This is a genomic window from Desulfuromonas svalbardensis (assembly GCF_055389415.1).
On the sequence record NZ_AP042416.1, the window covers coordinates 552,174 to 568,796 of the forward strand.

Below are 16,623 nucleotides of genomic sequence, written 5' to 3' on the forward strand. Positions count from 1 at the left end.
TTAAATTTCATTTATTCTGATTCAAGTTCCAACGCACGACTAACCAGTTGTGCGGTATAATCGACCACAGCAACCACCTGTGAGTACTTCATCCGACTCGGGCCAATCACCCCTAGACTGCCTAAACTCTGCTTACCGTTTGTATAGTTAGCAGTGATCAAACTACAGCCTTCAAACTCCTGATATTCGGATTGACTGCCGATATAAATCTGCACCCCTTGTGCTTGCTGACTCTTATCTAACAGATGGATCAAATTACTCTTTTGCTCAAAGGCATTAAACAACCGCTTCATGCTATCGCGATCGGAAAACTCCGGCTGGTTTAAAATGTTTGCCGCGCCCTCAATGATCACATCATCTTCAATGTCGCCGCTAAAAACCTCTTGCGAAAAATTCAACGCGCCGCTGACCATTTTATTATACAAGTTTTTCTCTTGCTTCATCTGGTCAACGATTTTTGTGCGAACTTCCTGTATTGTCAGGCCACTGAGTTCTTCATTGAGATAATTGGTAATATGTTGAAGCTCTTGAGTTGTAGGCATCGCACCATCCAACTCAATAATCTTATTTTGCACTACCCCTGATTTCGAAACAAAAATCACCAACAAACGGCCTTGGCTGAGCGGAACAAATTCAATATGGCGGAAGACCGTCGACACAAATCGTGGGGCAAGAACAATCCCTGTATGATTTGACATATCGGATAAAATACGTCCAGCCTGTTGCAACATCTCTTGTGTTCTTAAATTTCCCGTACGGCATTGCGCTTCAATTTTGCTGCGTTCGTCTTGACTTAGATTGCGCACCTGCAACAGCGTATCGACATAAAAACGATAGCCTTTGTCCGTTGGAATACGACCAGCAGAGGTATGGGGGGAGATGAGATAACCCATCTCTTCAAGATCCGCCATGACATTTCGTACCGTCGCTGGCGACAATTGTAGTTTTTGTCGTTTAGCGATGGTGCGAGAGCCTATCGGCTCACCGGAAGCAATGTGCCCTTCGACAATTGCATCGAGAATGCTCAGACTGCGTTCATTGAGTTCCATATTCGCGATCCCAGCATAAAACCACACAGCCTCTTCGCCGTCTGGTTGTAAAAACAAATAAGCCAGTCAAGCCGGCCAACAGACAAACTTAGCACTCAAGAGATGCGAGTGCTAACAGAAGAGAAGGTAACAACGCCCCTACCCTTTGTCAAGGGCCGCGAGCGTAAAAAACAGCCTCTATTTACAGAAAGTTTTCGATCAGATAGTTGTAGAGCAACCAACCCTCTACCGAGAGACACCAACAACCATTATTTAGGGAAAGATACGGAGCGCATTGACCGATGGCCGTTGCGTAGACTGCTGCAAAAGATTGACCGTAGTGGCGATGAAAATCGACTTCATTAACCCCTTCGCGACAACGCAACAGCAAATAAACCGTTTCAAACATTGCTTGCTGCTGATCAAATCCTTCAATTTTAGTGCGCGGCGAAACACCTTCATGGACCGACTGAAGATAACCTTCAATCGAAGGCTCGCACGCCCAACGCTCACCCCAATCACGACCGATAAAGCTATGAGCACCCGCGCCAATACCTAAATAAGGTTGCCGCCGCCAATAACCAACATTATGGCGACACTCATGATCAGGCTGCGCATAATTCGAAATCTCATAATGGCGATAGCCCAAACTGGTCAAGCGATCATCTAACAGCAAAAAACTGTCGCGATACTGTTCATCATCGGGCATCTGCCATAGATTTTTTTGCTGTTGGTGGGCAAAGGGGGTTTCATCTTCAATGGTTAAACCATAAATAGACAGATGTTCAGGGGCCAACTGCTTGACATACTCGCACTGTTGCTGGAGTTGTTCCACTGTTTGGTTGGGCAATGAAAACATGAGATCAATACTTAGACGATCAAAACCGACGCTACGTGCTGCTTCAATGGCTTGCAGCGCTTGAGCTGAATCATGTTGGCGACCCAACCACTTCAATTGCGCGTCATCAAAGGATTGAACTCCCAGAGACAATCGATTAACCCCCGCACTGCGATACCCCCCCAAGCTTGCAGAAGTAACAGTACCGGGATTTGCTTCAAGGGTGATCTCAGCATCGGTAGCAAAACCATAGGAATCTTCGGCCACTTCAAGTAACCGCGCTACCTGAGATGCACTTAACAACGACGGCGTTCCGCCACCAAAAAATACGCTGGTGAACGGTGCTGAAAAACCTTCATCATCACCACAAGCGGCGCGAGAGGTCTTTAAATCTATACATAACGCATCGACATAACGATCAATGTCACCCGTTTTTGGTTCACACGAATAAAAATCGCAATACGGACATTTGCTTAAGCAGAACGGAATATGTAAATACAGACTGGCCATTACACCCTCTAGACACAAACAAAACAGCGCCGAACCCTAAAGGATTCGGCGCTGCAATCTAACAATTAAACTCAATAACGCTTAGTGGAAATGACTGCCATTAACCATCATATGTACGGCAATACTTGCCACATAACCTAAAGCAATAATAGGAGTGTACTTGAGGTGACGACCGAAAGTATAAATACCACGAGCCGAACCCATTAGCGCAACACCTGCCGCTGAACCGATTGAAAGCAAGCTACCACCAACACCCGCAGTCAAGGTAACAAGCAGCCAGTGACCGTGAGACATATGGGGCTCCATAGTTAATACCGCAAACATAACTGGGATATTATCAACAATCGCTGACAAAATACCAACAAGGACGTTAGCATTAAATGCACCAAGCTCAGTGTACATCGCCTGTGAAGCCATCGCTAGATAACCAAACTGACCTAAACCACCAACACACATGATAACGCCGTAGAAGAACAGTAACGTATCCCACTCAGCTCGAGCAATTTTACGGAACAGATCGAACCCCGGCTGGCAATGCTCACCAGTCATATTCAATGGGCTATCAGCCATCTGTACTGCATGCTCTTTTTTCTTGATGTAGTAGGAAAATGCACCGAGATAACCAAGACCGAGCATCATGCCTGCTGCGGGTGGCAAGTGAAGAAAATTGTGGAACGAGACAGCAGTAACAATGGTCAATAAAAACAAGACGATAATTCGCTTTGCGCCAAATCGCATAGCAACCATCTCGTCAATAGCTTGTGGCTTTTCCCTGCTGATCATAAAGTTCATGATAAATGCAGGGATGAACCAGTTGACCAATGAGGGGAGGAACAGAGCAAAAAATTCAGTAAAGTCAACCATCCCTTTTTGCCAAACCATCAACGTTGTAATATCACCGAATGGTGAGAATGCGCCACCAGCATTGGCACCAACGACAACGTTGACACATGCCATGACCACGAATTTTTGATTTGAACCACCAACTGCCATAACCACGGCACCCATCAATAAGGCTGTGGTGAGGTTGTCCGCAATGGGAGAGATCAAGAAAGCTAGAATACCTGTCAACCAAAAGATGACACGCAGTGAGAACCCACGAGAAACTAACCATGAACGCAATGCTTGAAACACGTTACGCTCTTCCATGGCATTGATATAGGTCATTGCTGCGAGCAAGAACAGCAGCAATTCAGCGTACTCAATGAGATTATGCTTAATTGCATTGTGCGGTGCCATAGGATCAATATGCTTATAAGCCAAAGCAACAAGCACCCAGATCACACCAGCAGCCAAAAGAACTGGCTTACTTTTGCGCAGATGTAATTGCTCTTCCATAATTACCAAGCTATACGCGCCAACAAAGAGAACTAATGCCAAAATCCCATATACAGATCCAGTCAGATCAGGGATTGCAGCACCGCCACCCTCACTTGCAAAAGCAGTACCAGACATCAACATGAACAACAGTGTAAATAAACTTTTCAAAACTTCCCCCAAATGAACACAAAGAAACTAAGGAAACATCGGCATCAAATCTGAGATCAGATCGGCCACCCAAAAACTACATTACATTCGCAGATCGAACGCCAAAACAAGGGTTCAAACTACTTACACATACCGCCCACAATTTAACTACAACCCATAAATAATTTTGGTCTACCAAACCAAAGTACATTTAAATATCACCTGAGTTGTGGAGTGTCAACACTTCAAATCTCTATTTGGAACAATATGTCTGTTTTGTATTTCCACTTATCCTGTATATAAAAAATGTACGGTATTACAAATAGTTTGTTCATTACCGCCATCACGTATACGTTAAAAATTCGGCTATTTTGAACACTTGCGGGACCGAATTCCGATAGGCTATAATAAGCCAAACATAATATAATATCCCCCCTTAGCTATTAGGATTTCATTAACAATGAAACAAGATGTTACCGCCTCAATTATACAATTTAATATTTCTCTTGGTGATGTGAAAACTAACCTCGAAACCGCGACCGCTGGAATTAAGCGCGCCGCAAATAACGGTGCCCAACTGGCTGTTCTTCCCGAAATGTGGAGCACAGGCTACGACTACCGCCATCTTGCGCAACTGGCCGAAGAGACTCCGCGCATCCTTCTCATCTTACAAACGCTCTCTCTTGAACTCAACATCGTGATTGTTGGCAGCTTAGCTGAAAAGGCTGGCGACTCGCTTTACAATACCCTTTATGTCATCGACAACGGCCAGCAAGTTGGCAAGTATCGCAAAATCCACCTCTTTTCAACCATGGGTGAAGATCGTTTTCTTTCAGCAGGACAGCATTGCTGCGTCGTTCCAACATCAATTGGTCGCCTTGGTGTTGCAATCTGCTATGACCTGCGTTTCCCGGAGCTGTTTCGTAAAATGGCCCTAGAGGGAGCTGACATCATCTGCTTGCCCGCGGAATGGCCAAAACCACGCCAAGAGCACTGGCGCACCCTACTCAGAGCACGCGCCATTGAAAATCAACTTTTTATTGCGGCAGCCAACTGTTGTGGCATTCAGGGGAAACTTGATTTTTTTGGTATGAGTATGTTGATTTCAGCCCGAGGCGATGTGCTGGCTGAAAGCGGTGAAGAGAATACCGAATTGATCGCGACTTTTGAACGGGAAGAGATGATTAAATATCGTTCTCAAATTCCATGTTTTCATGATCGGCGGCCTGAAATATATGGCACGCTGCCATAGCCTAGCAGGCTGTCGGACGTGACGGGCCGTAGCGAGAAATAGACTGTTTGAGCCCAGATTTTCGATAATTTGAGAGTGAATAGCCTGCCTATTTGTCGATAATTATCGGAGATATGAGCCAAGTCAGGCCATTTCGCAGTAGGTCCATGTTAAGTCCGACCGTCTGCTAATATCATTGACCTAAAGGTTTAGCACTATGGCGAAATTCGGCGGGGATTTCATCGAAACGGTCAGCGAAGTTTAACGCCCCATCCTCATCCAAGTAAAGATAACGGGTTTCTTCCTCTGTCGTTGTCGTTTGCGTCACCTCTTGCTCGCGAACGGCTAACACCTCTTCCACCGTGGTGATTGGAGTTGTTGCGGGTGTTGATCTTTTAGCTTCTAATTTTATAAGACGCTGACGGAAATCCTGATAAAACTGTTGGAAATCATTCAACACCGGCAAATCTTTGCCCGGATAGCGCAATAAAAACTGGTCACACACCAATAATAAGAGTAAAAAACTAACGAGCCAAATAAAGCCAAAGGTCATTTTTTTCATAATTCGATTCCGTAACACAATAGGGCTTAACCACCCATTAATGGTTGTCATTGATAGACTATCAGCAACACGTTTAAACTGTGTGGTAATTTTCCACAGCTAACATTAAAACGCAACCCATTCATCTGAACCAGATTTGATTTACTGGAGGAAAGCACATGTCAGAAACAATTTACGATGTTGTCATTATTGGTGGCGGTCCAGCAGGACTCACAGCAGGACTCTATTGTTCCCGCGCCCGCCTCAATACGTTGCTCATTGAAAAAATGATTCTTGGTGGTCAAGTGATGATCACGACCGAAGTTGAAAACTACCCCGGTTTCCCCGGTGGCATCACTGGCCCTGAGCTAATGGAGCGCTTCCAAACTCATTGTCAAGAATTCGGCCTTCAGGTTACCACAGGCGATGTGCAATCAATTGATGATCAAGGGAAAATTAAACGTCTCATTGTCGACGACAAAGAGATTCTCACCCGTTCAGTGATCATTGCAACAGGTGCAGAACCACGAAAGCTTGGTGTTCCAGGAGAGAAAGAACTCATTGGCCGCGGTGTTTCATACTGCGCAACCTGTGATGGTGCTTTTTTTCGCAATGCTACTGTTACAATCAACGGCGGCGGAGATACCGCTGTTGAAGAGGCAATGTTCCTCAGTCGCTTTGCCAGCAAAGTCTACCTTGTTCATCGCCGCGACCAATTACGCGCGATAGGCGTTTTACAAGAACGGCTCAAGGCCAATGATAAGATTGAAGTGATTTGGAATAGCACGATTGAATCCTGCGAAGGGGACAACAGCGGCCTGACTCACATTAATCTTAAAAATACTCAGACGGGTGAAGAGTCAAAGCTCGAAACGCAGGGTTTATTTGTTGCCATCGGTGTCACCCCCAAAACCAGCTTCCTGCAAGGGGTTGTTGACCTTGATGATAGCGGCTACATCATCACTGACTTCCAATGTCAAACATCCGTACCCGGTATCTTTGCTGCTGGCGACGTTCGCCATGGCGTGCTGAAACAGATCGCTACTGCGGTTGGCGACGGCGCCACCTCCGCGTGGGTGGTTGAAAAATATCTGGCTGAAAACGAGTAACACTTAACGCCTCAATACTATATTTACCAAAAAAGCCGAATCGGTCATTCTTGCCGCTTCGGTTTTTTTGTGTCTATAATAAAACTTAATGTTATTTATCTAAAACTAAACCGACAGGATCACCATGCTTGCTAATATTCTATCTGGCGCATTGATTGGCATTGATGCGTATCCCGTTGAAGTTGAAGTCGATGTCACGCAAGGGTTACCTCAATTTGCGACAGTTGGCCTCCCCGAAGGGGCAGTGAAAGAGAGTAAGGATCGCGTTAAATCAGCGATAAAAAATAGTGGCTATGATTTCCCAGTTCGGCGCATTATATCCCCATAAGAAAAAGTAACATTACTATAGGAAATAGACATTATTGTGCTCGGGCAGCATCTTAAGTTGTTGCCACATGACAGATATATCCCCATAATATTGTCTTAAAATAAGATAAAGAGAGGGATGTATGACAACTTATAGACTGAACACTAAGGTGATCTTGGACAACACTGGCACCGAGATTTGGCTTCCCACGCTATTCAGTAGTAGCAATCGCCCAATTATTCCAATAGTCAAATATTTAATAGATAAGGCTGATCGTTCCAATTCTTGGCAAATAAAGACAATTCACTCGTTCAAATTATTAATCGAATATTCCGAAGCACACTGGGGAACCTTTGCTAGCCCTCAAGAAATGTTCAGAACGTTTTCTAGACGCGTGTTTGAAGGAACAATAGGATTAAACGGAGATGACCCGAGCGGATTAAGATGGAAACCCCGAAGAGCGGAAAATGCCAATCAAATCTTGAATTGTATAACCCAATTTAGCGATTGGCTTTATGAAAATAGCAATCAAGAGATTGAGTTGTTAAACCCCTGGCGACAGGCCAACTCACACGAAAAACGCCTATTTTGGGCGGCATATCATCATAAAAAAAACAATTGTTTCTTAGGTCATTTGTTCACGGGAAAGCGCACTGCAATTTTTTCAAGAACACATCGAACAAGGCTCCCCCCACCAATAGATATTGATAGACCCAAATCTTTTCCGGAAGATAAACTATACAAACTTATAACTGAGGGATTTATTAACCGGGGGATAAATTCTTGCCACCTTCTGGATAATATGAATATACGAGCCGTACTTATAACATTGTTGATGCATTGGGGCGGTTTACGACTTTCAGAATGTTTTCATATTTGGGTCTGCGATATTCTCCCCCACCCAAAGGATGCAAGCATAGCGCTTATTCGCGTCTATCATCCCGAAATTGGAGCTGCACCAGACCATGCCGATATGTGCCGAGATACATATTTGAAAAATATTGGCATGTTGCCTAGAAATAAATACCCATCCAATCATGCTCTTCGGGCGGGCTGGAAAGGATCAACTTTGGAAAACAGAAAAGGTTCCTACTTCAACGTCTACTGGGCAGATGAACATGCAAAAATATTTATGAAACTTTGGCGCTTTTACCGAGACCATCAACGAATACATCCAACGAAAAGCAAGATGCCATTACATCCATTCGCATTTACCAACCGCAACGGTTCTCCCTATAGTTACAAAAAATATATGGTTGCACATAAAACTGCTGTAGAAAGAATTGGGCTCGTCCATAGAAAGGAAAATGGAACGACCCCTCACGGACACAGGCATGCGACAGGAAAAAGGCTAATAGATTCAAATATGCCCAAAGAGATAATTCGTAAAGTTTTGCACCATCGATCACTATTTTCTCAAGAAGTATATACTTCGCCAAGCCCTACCGATATAAGTGAAGCGATGAATAAAGCTTTCAATGACACTATCGAGTTGAATATATGAATAAAACAAACCTCGATATCACCGCAAATTTTAAGGAAGTAAAAAAAATCATCCTCAGGCTCCAGATTAAAACAACATCTGAGTACATGAAAAGATATAAAGAGGACACTCGCCTTCCTTCCAACCCATCTAGAACATATTCGAGTAATTGGATAAGTTGGTATGATTTTTTGGGGAAAGGTGTCCCACCTCAAAAATATGAAACATTCAAAATGGCGAAGGATGCGGTCTTATCGCTCGGCATCAAAAGTATGTCAGAATATAAAAGAAGATACAAAGAGGACGCTCGCCTCACAATTCATCCCAATATCTTATATGTTAGCGACTGGACTAATTGGTATGATTTCCTAGAAACAACTACGCCAATCAATAAATATGAAACGTTAGGTGAGGCAAAAAAAGCCGTAGAAGCATTGGGGATCACAACAAGTAAAGAGTACAATCGCTATTACAATAAAGACCCACGTTTACCTAGTTACATAGAAAAATACTTCTCGGAAGAGTGGACAGGGTGGTATGATTTTTTTGGTAGAAGAAAAAAATCTTGTTATAAGACAATCAACGAAGCGAAAGAGGCCGTTTCTAGACTTGGGATTAGAAACCCGAAAGGCTATGCTCGTCACTTTAAAGAAGATCCCTTGTTGCCGTCAAAACCATACCGAACCTATAAATCAAAATGGGTAAACTGGCCTAGTTTCCTGTCACGACCAAAAATAACACCTTATTCGAACATTGAAGACGCAAGTTCAGCTGCGGTTCTCTTGGGAATCTCTACATGCGCCAATTATAGAAAGAAACGCAAAGAAGACCCAAAACTTCCCTACGCTCCTAACGAATACTATTCTGAACCATGGCAAGGTTGGGATGAATTTTTACAGAAAAAACCAAACTATTATGAAACATATAAAGAGGCTAGTGCTGCTGCAAAAAATCTGGGCATAAAGCACAAATCCCAACATATCGAACAACGGTACCGCGACCCCCGCCTCTGTCGAGTCCCCTCCGTTCATTACCCTAACGAATGGACAGATTGGGCAAATTTTCTAGGTACAGAACTCACTGTCCACTATCCAACATACTCTGAAGCGTCTGCAGCTGCTTTTGCCTTAAATCTCAACACTCGTGCTAAGTACGTGAGGGATTATAAACAAGATCCGAGGTTGCATTCAGTCCCAAAAGACAAGTATCCAAAAGATTGGATTAGCTGGCCTTCTTTTTTAAAACCGTTCTATGAAGATCCTATTGATGCCAGAAATTCGGCAATAGCTCTTGGAATAAAAAATGTTGAACAATATAAAGAGTTACACAAAAAAGACTCCAGATTGCCATCTGGCCCAATTCAGTTCTACGGGAGAAGGGGATATAAAATACGTACATATAAAGAATTTCTAGGATTGAAATATTTAGAGCTAGATGAAATCATTGAATATTGTAAAGAGAATGAAATAGTAAACTTCTCACAATACAATGAGCATAAACAGAAGAATCCAAGACTAAGAAGTCTTTATTGTGTCAAAGGGTACACTGATACCGGCGCAAAAAAAGTATTTCACAGCCCTGGTGATTTTGATGGAATAACAGATTCTTACAAAGAATGGAAACTCTATGCAGAGGACTTCTGCTCAAAAGGAAGAAACCTTTCGGTCAAGACATCAGTTATAAAAAAATTTATTTTTAACTATATAATGGGAGATGAAAGGCTATCAAATCCTTCTGCAATCTTTGAAATCAATTATCCTGTAAAAAAAATCACAAATTATATTAAAGCAAATTTTACAAATTCGGATGTGGCCAACAACCATTTACATGAATTTCTTTCCAGCATATTTAATAAAACTTGCTGTGATATCGATGATGATACAGGATCATTTATCCCACTAGCAGGCTACCTAAATCCAATAAAAAAAGTAAAATGGCACGACAAATATAAACCGATAGAGACTACAAAACAATGCCTACCTTATCACATTGTTGAAAAGGCCAAGTCATGGATGCTTCCAGCAGACTCATGCAGCTTCAAATCTTTACCGCACTTGCACGACCTCCTACAATTAGACTGGTATGATGTAAGTAAAGACCTGATTGATGAAAATGATAATAATTGTGTCTGGAGAATCATAAAGAAATCTCAAAAATTTCTCGGCAAAAGGCAGTGCAAGGTTGATACCTACCAAATATGGAGCCCAGTCAGGGCGATTTCTCTATTCTTTTTGCTCAGCTTTCCTTTAAGGGGACAGCAAATATCTTGGCTTGACAGCGGGGAAGCTGACGAATATAGGCTGGAGATTTTAAATGAGAAGTTCGTATGGGTCAAGAATACGGCACCTCTTGCACAAAAAGGAAGAACTCAGGGCGTTCTGCGAAGAATCCCTGTAGATAATGAGAAGTTTGCTGTCGGCCTATATGCTACAACAAACAAAACCTCCAACTGCCTTAAAGAAGGGGGGTACAAAACATCTTGGATTCCAGAACAGCTTATACCTTGGATAATTAGGTTAAGAGACTGGCAAGAGAAATATAACCCAATAAAAAAATTAACAAAATGGGAGGAAATCAGCCTTCCTGGGAAGGTTGACAAATCTCTACTTGAAAGACGTTCAGACCAAGCATTTTTATTTAGAAATGCAGGTACAAGTAGCTTAGGAAAAAGATGTGAGCCTCTCAATCCAAAACAGTGCTTCCACTTTACCTTAGCAGCAGTGCTTTATCAGATTCAGGAAAAGGTAGATCAATTAGCCTCGAAGAGGCTAAATAGCAGCGGTGGCATCTGTATATATAAATCAGTATACACTCCGCACACACTGAGAGTTTCGTTGATTACTGCCTACGTTTTAGATGGGGATATTGATATAAATATCGTATCAAAGTTGGTTGGTCATTCACGCATCTTGATGACACTTTATTACACAAAAATTGGTGCAACTGAAATTGCTGAAAAAATGAATGAGGCACATAAAAAAGCATTTTACAAAGGTGTAGATAGGGCAAGAAAAATGTGTGAAGATTTCAACATTCAAGAACTTAGTCCTTCATTTGTCGCCAATGACAGTACAATCCTAAGTTCACTAGACAAGAATCATAATGCATCGTCTTTCTTGTTTACTGACATTGGTATCTGTCCCGTTGGCGGAGGGCTGTGTAATCAAGGAGGAGAACCACTTCCGGCTGCAAAGACATATGGTCCAGTGCCAGCTGGCTACCTAGGGAGAAGAAATTGCCCCAGATGTCGCTTCTTTATTTCTGGCCCTGTATTTTTAGCCGGTCTTCAGGCTGTTGGGAATGAGATTGCGTACAGCATTCAACTAGCTACTGGAAAAATGCTGGAGATAGAAGAAGTGCAAAAAAAACTGGAAGAACAAAGGTTCGATTGTGATCAAGGAGGTACACTGTTTAATGAAACTGCTGAATTGAGCCGAATCAATGCTGAACTCGAAGCCGCAACAGAGCAAGTAGATGCTTTAGCATGCGACTATATATCAGTAACCAGACTAGTTGAAAACTCAATAGAGATAATCAACAAGGTTAAGCTGGACGAACAAAATCCGTCAAATGCATTGGCACTAATTACAAATGGTAATGAATACGACTTGAAGCTATCATTTGAGGAGTCAACCTCAGAAATTAGACAGCTTTCTGAACTTTGTGAAAATGCAGAAATTTTTATGTCTTGCTCTGCTAGGCATTCAAACGTGCGGCGCTCACAACTGATCGATATGATGGTTAAACACAATGGGTTTAAACCCATTATGTTTTCACTCTCAGAAAATCAGCAGCTAATACTTGGAAATCAAATGACCAGATTGCTTCTGGCCAGATTGAAAAGTTGGGAGAAGGTTCAAGGATTATTTGAAGGCCGCTTGAAAATCAGCGACTTTGACTTGAATGAGGACAATATGTTGACCCCAATAAAACAAGAGCTGATTACACTTTTCGAAAACAATCGACGTGAGGGCATAAATTGAATTCAAGAATTGAAGAGCTTGTAAGTGCGCTAAAAAAAGGCTGCTCAACCAAGATGTGTCGCAGTCTAGACATTGTTAATAAGGCGTGCCACAAAGAGGCATTGATGGCATCACCGAATTTTACAATTGCACATATTGGGAAACATTCCTCGGCAATAGGGGGGCCCGCAGCAGGCACAATAAGAAATTCTACGGGAAAAATATATCGTGATCTCATAAGCATTTGGAAAATCGAAAACGAGAGAAAAAGTCCGAAATGCAATCAAAATAAAAACAGAAAGATTCCGGATTGGATTGAAAGTATTTTTGACATATCAATTAAGGTTATGGTTCTGGACCTTTACTGCGAAAAAAAGAAGTTAGAAAGTGAGATGGCGAACTTACGCATGCATCTTAAACCTGTAACAATAGACATGCGATCAACTGAAAATACGATAGCTTGGAACAGTACTCACGAAAAATGTCTCGAATTGACTCAGTCTGAAGTTATTGCGTTAAAGCATTCAATAAGTGAAGAACTTCTATCGATGAAGGGATGGTCAATTGATGAAAGAGGGCGAATTCTTGATGAGAATAATAGAACAATATTCAAAGTTGGGTATGGAACTTCCCTAAAAAGAATAATTTCAATTTTTTCAAACTAGACCATTATCGATTTCGCGAGCTCTCAGCAAAAAAACATTGTCAACCCTAACGTAGTTTTTCCCACCGTAACGCGAAGATTTCGATAGTTTTCTTTTAAGTGATATTGTTTCTGAAATATCCGTAAATACCTGTTTTCGCTTTCAGGAAGGATGCTAGTCGCTAAATTGTCTTGTCGTGGCATCGTGGAAATAATGTCAGCAATGCCATACCTGGCACATCTTATAGATTGCTTGCCGAGGGATATATTTGCACATCGGACGTAAGCAAACCTAATCATTGACACCTCCTTCTTTATCTAAACAAATGGACGATACATTTCAAAACAGACCTCCCCTGATTCTCATACGAATTTGTTCCATCTCTTCGGCTATAATCTCCTCACGATCTAGATATTCAACCAGAGCTTTTTCAATCAAATTAGTTTTGCTGTTCGCAACAGATGCTGGAGACTTTAGATAGTTGTCTACGCGGTCCACTAGAACTAGCGGAAGAATCGCGGTCATACGTTTAGTTGTCATAATGGATTCCTTTCGATAAGAATTGATAGTTATCTTATCAAAAAAACATCCATCTTTGTAGACTATAGTCCGTGGACTCTTTGTCGCGCTAAAAATAGGATGCCTGTCAAAGGGGATCCTATGCAACTTGCTAAAATTTTTGGACTAGTCCTAAGGGAACATCGATCAAGGATGAAAATCTCACAGGAATCCCTAGCGTTAGAATGTGGCTTAGACAGGACGTTTATATCCGCTCTTGAACGAGGGCTTCGTCAGCCCTCCCTCAAGAGCCTTTTCAAAATCGCAAAAGTTTTAAAAATTCCACCATCTCAAATTGTTGCTGAAGTAGAGAAGCAGGCTGAGAAACCTAGAAGTTAAAGTGAACCAGCACTAGAAAATCTAATCTAAGTTGAACTGTCTGGAATCCTGAAATTTTAGTTCCGCGATAGCCTTTTCTTTTTCCAAACAAATAGTGCTATTTATCAGCTGATCAATTCTTCCCTGCATCACATCAAGTCGAGTTTCTGATTTTTCAAGTGATTTTTCAGCAGAACTGACCTGTTGCATAAGTTCCGCATTTTTTATCTGAAGACCACTTATTTCCCTTACTTTAACGCCGTGTTCAGCATTTAGCCGTTCTGCCTCCTTGTTTGCCACACTGACCTTTTCGCTAAGCAAGGCTACTTGAGTTTCCGACTGTTGAAGTTTTGCGCGATGCTCTTCGCGACATGCTTCCAGCGTTTCTTCTAGTTTCGATATCTTGTTTTCTGAAGCACGGAGAGCATTTATCGCCTCATTCTCGGTTTCAGCAGACCGTTTAATTTGATTTTCAGCATAGCTCTTGCCTTCATTGGTTGCTTGCCACAGTGCCTGCGTGATTTCTTTTACCAAAAAATCAGGAATCTGCGTTGGGATGATCATCTCGTTGTCGCCTTGCTCCCTCCACTGTTTTAGGTACTTCAGGACAGTCCCAAAGCTCCCACCTGTCATTTCTAGAACTGATCGGCCGGTTATTTTTTCACCGTCTTCCTTGAGTTTTGCGCATGCAAAGGCAACATTTTCATATGTAACGATTTTCTTCATAAAACAACTCCAGATCGAAAGTAGGCACAGCAAATAGCATGAGATATCATGATACCGTATCATATCATTGGGTTTGGTACATTTTCTCTCAACAAATTTCTGATTCTGTATCCCTTTCCATAAAGCCTCATTTTTGAGCCCGTCATACCATATAGATATGTCAATGCTTGTGTCGACGGAATCGGATTGACATATTATGGCGCAATATTATTCATATTGCCTTCAAAAGCCAAGAGTCCTTGTGGGAAAACTATCTTAGTAGTGCAATATGGATTGTGAGAAATGCATGGAGTTAGGTATTTATTACCTTAATTTTGATTGCAAAGTGCTTAGTGTGCCGACAAGATGGAGATAGGTGGCAGCTGAGTATTTTTTATTAATTCATGGAAGTTTATTTGGAGTTTAGCAAATGAAAATTACCTGTTCGATCAAGGGGATATTCAGTTTTCTTTTTTTAACATTATTTATTTTGCTTCCCGTCGTTGCATTTTGCAGCGCTACCATTTCTATCTGTTCGTTCAATGTTCAGTTTCTAGGATACTCCTCAGCTCGCCATAATTCGGCTTTGGCTGATATTATTAAAAATCATGATATCGTCGTTATTCAGGAATTGGTTGCTCCTCCGTTTTCTGGGAGCTACCCGAATGGTGATTCCCGTAAAGGTGACAGTGAGGCCGCGATGTTCTTTGGAGAGATGGAGGCGCGTGGATTCAGCTATGTTCTATCAGAAGAGGATACGGGAACAGGTTCAAAAATTCATAAGAATAGCTCGGCAACAGAATGGTGGGTGACGTTCTTTAGACCAGAAGTTGTCGAAGTAGCAAATGATTTGCCGCATGGATTTCTTGATAGTGACCGTTCCGATAACCCAAACTTTGAGCGTGTACCCTTTGCCTTTAGCTTTCGAACTAAAGAGGGGAATCTGGATTTTGTTCTTATCTCTGTCCATCTTCAGCCCGGAAAAGAACGGCGCAATGCAATTCGACGACTTCACGAATTGGATACGATTTCTAGGTGGATTGATGTGAAAGATGTTGATGAGAAAGACTTCATAATTTTAGGTGATATGAATATCGAAGATTGTGATGAGCTCGAAGAAGCAATGCCTAGCGAATTTGTTTCCCTGAACGGTAATTGCTTAGCTACAAACACAAATGTCAATGGACCAAAACCTTATGATCATGTGTTGTATAGACCTGTTTATACTCAGAATGATATTGATGGCGCATATCAATTCACAGTCGTCAATTTGATTGAAGAGATGCGTGATGATTGGGATGAATCAACAATGGGGGAGTATCCTGGGGACCCATATCAACACAATAGCTTCAGGAAGTATTTTTCGGACCATCATCCAGTGGTGTTTCAGATGTTGGTTGGTAGGGATGATGATTGAGTTGCTGATAGTATCAGCTACGGGAATGGTTAATAGATGAAAATGAACCATTCATATGGGGTGAATATATTTACCATTGTGATTGTCTTTGGAGCCTTACAATTAATTTGGCCTTGGTCGCCTTGGCTTATCTTATATCGATTTGTGGCAGCGGCTTGTTTATTTTTTATGTTGTTTGTTGTGATCTTTCGATTACTGATAGCAAACGATAGGCGTTTTGGTCGTAAACAAATCAGACAAAATAAACCGCTAAAATTCTCAATTTTCATTCGACCAACCTTTATGCTGTTGTTTGCTTGGTTGATGAAAGATCCCTGGGCATGGTGGTTAACTGTTAGCGTGGTTATTTTAAGTCTCGGTCTCAGATGGATGGCGTTGGACCGAAGCAAGTCTTGTTGGTCTCTGTGACGTGCTGATTCGGCGATGGAGCAGTAGCCTCAAAGAGAGGACGCTTTGGTGTTGCAATCATGAGGGAATATCGCCTGTTGAGCATGAAAACAGTATT

At 42.1% G+C, this 16,623-nt stretch carries 13 protein-coding genes and 1 pseudogene; 8 read left to right on the plus strand and 6 right to left on the minus strand.

Features of this window, described 5'->3' with window-relative positions; all coding sequences use genetic code 11:
- Nucleotides 1–11 precede the first annotated feature (11 nt).
- From hrcA to nhaD, 3 genes are all read right to left on the minus strand, one after another.
- Nucleotides 12–1,049, minus strand: a complete 1,038-nt coding sequence (hrcA, locus tag ACZ5KY_RS02565) for a heat-inducible transcriptional repressor HrcA (protein ID WP_464242342.1) — start codon at nt 1,047–1,049, stop codon at nt 12–14.
- Between the two features lie 181 nt (nt 1,050–1,230).
- Entirely contained in the window at nt 1,231–2,376 is a 1,146-nt protein-coding gene (gene hemW, locus ACZ5KY_RS02570) for a radical SAM family heme chaperone HemW (RefSeq protein WP_464242343.1), read from the minus strand.
- Between the two features lie 81 nt (nt 2,377–2,457).
- Nucleotides 2,458–3,837, minus strand: coding sequence for a sodium:proton antiporter NhaD (gene nhaD, locus ACZ5KY_RS02575; RefSeq protein ID WP_464244615.1), 1,380 nt, complete (start codon nt 3,835–3,837; stop codon nt 2,458–2,460).
- A 466-nt stretch (nt 3,838–4,303) separates the two neighbouring features.
- On the opposite strand from nhaD, the gene ACZ5KY_RS02580 reads away from it, so the two are divergent.
- Nucleotides 4,304–5,095, plus strand: a complete 792-nt coding sequence (locus ACZ5KY_RS02580; protein ID WP_464242344.1) for a carbon-nitrogen family hydrolase — start codon at nt 4,304–4,306, stop codon at nt 5,093–5,095.
- Nucleotides 5,096–5,267: 172 nt separating this feature from the next.
- On the opposite strand, the gene ACZ5KY_RS02585 is transcribed toward ACZ5KY_RS02580, so the two are convergent.
- A complete protein-coding gene (locus ACZ5KY_RS02585) occupies nt 5,268–5,636 on the minus strand; it encodes a hypothetical protein (protein ID WP_464242345.1) in 369 nt (122 codons plus the stop codon).
- Between the two features lie 158 nt (nt 5,637–5,794).
- Between ACZ5KY_RS02585 and trxB the strand changes: the two genes are divergently transcribed.
- The 5 genes and pseudogenes from trxB to gmtX all read left to right on the plus strand — a co-directional run bounded on the left by trxB (nt 5,795) and on the right by gmtX (nt 13,141).
- Complete coding sequence (gene trxB, locus ACZ5KY_RS02590; RefSeq protein WP_464242346.1) at nt 5,795–6,724, plus strand: thioredoxin-disulfide reductase; 930 nt, start codon at nt 5,795–5,797, stop codon at nt 6,722–6,724.
- Nucleotides 6,725–6,848: 124 nt separating this feature from the next.
- Nucleotides 6,849–7,040: pseudogene (locus ACZ5KY_RS02595) on the plus strand (magnesium chelatase domain-containing protein); the annotation flags it as partial.
- A gap of 133 nt (nt 7,041–7,173) precedes the next feature.
- Nucleotides 7,174–8,535, plus strand: a complete 1,362-nt coding sequence (gene gmtY / locus ACZ5KY_RS02600; protein ID WP_464242347.1) for a gamma-mobile-trio recombinase GmtY — start codon at nt 7,174–7,176, stop codon at nt 8,533–8,535.
- Nucleotides 8,532–12,497: a gamma-mobile-trio integrase GmtZ gene (gmtZ, locus tag ACZ5KY_RS02605; protein WP_464242348.1), complete on the plus strand. Its 3,966-nt coding sequence runs from the start codon at nt 8,532–8,534 to the stop codon at nt 12,495–12,497. The genes gmtY and gmtZ overlap by 4 nt, the downstream gene beginning before the upstream one ends.
- Nucleotides 12,494–13,141 carry a gamma-mobile-trio protein GmtX gene (gene gmtX / locus ACZ5KY_RS02610; protein WP_464242349.1) on the plus strand — a complete coding sequence of 216 codons (648 nt, stop codon included), beginning with the start codon at nt 12,494–12,496 and terminating at the stop codon, nt 13,139–13,141. Before gmtZ ends, gmtX begins: the two co-directional genes overlap by 4 nt.
- Nucleotides 13,142–13,459: 318 nt before the next feature.
- Here the strand turns inward: gmtX and ACZ5KY_RS02615 are convergent, their stop codons facing one another.
- Nucleotides 13,460–13,660 carry a hypothetical protein gene (locus tag ACZ5KY_RS02615; protein ID WP_464242350.1) on the minus strand — a complete coding sequence of 67 codons (201 nt, stop codon included), beginning with the start codon at nt 13,658–13,660 and terminating at the stop codon, nt 13,460–13,462.
- Between the two features lie 120 nt (nt 13,661–13,780).
- On the opposite strand from ACZ5KY_RS02615, the gene ACZ5KY_RS02620 reads away from it, so the two are divergent.
- On the plus strand, nt 13,781–14,017 hold the full coding sequence (locus ACZ5KY_RS02620) for a helix-turn-helix domain-containing protein (RefSeq protein WP_464242351.1): 237 nt from the start codon (nt 13,781–13,783) through the stop codon (nt 14,015–14,017).
- Nucleotides 14,018–14,038: 21 nt separating this feature from the next.
- Here the strand turns inward: ACZ5KY_RS02620 and ACZ5KY_RS02625 are convergent, their stop codons facing one another.
- Nucleotides 14,039–14,722, minus strand: coding sequence for a DNA-binding protein (locus tag ACZ5KY_RS02625; RefSeq protein ID WP_464242352.1), 684 nt, complete (start codon nt 14,720–14,722; stop codon nt 14,039–14,041).
- Between the two features lie 409 nt (nt 14,723–15,131).
- Between ACZ5KY_RS02625 and ACZ5KY_RS02630 the strand changes: the two genes are divergently transcribed.
- Nucleotides 15,132–16,118, plus strand: coding sequence for an endonuclease/exonuclease/phosphatase family protein (locus ACZ5KY_RS02630; protein WP_464242353.1), 987 nt, complete (start codon nt 15,132–15,134; stop codon nt 16,116–16,118).
- Nucleotides 16,119–16,623 lie beyond the last annotated feature (505 nt).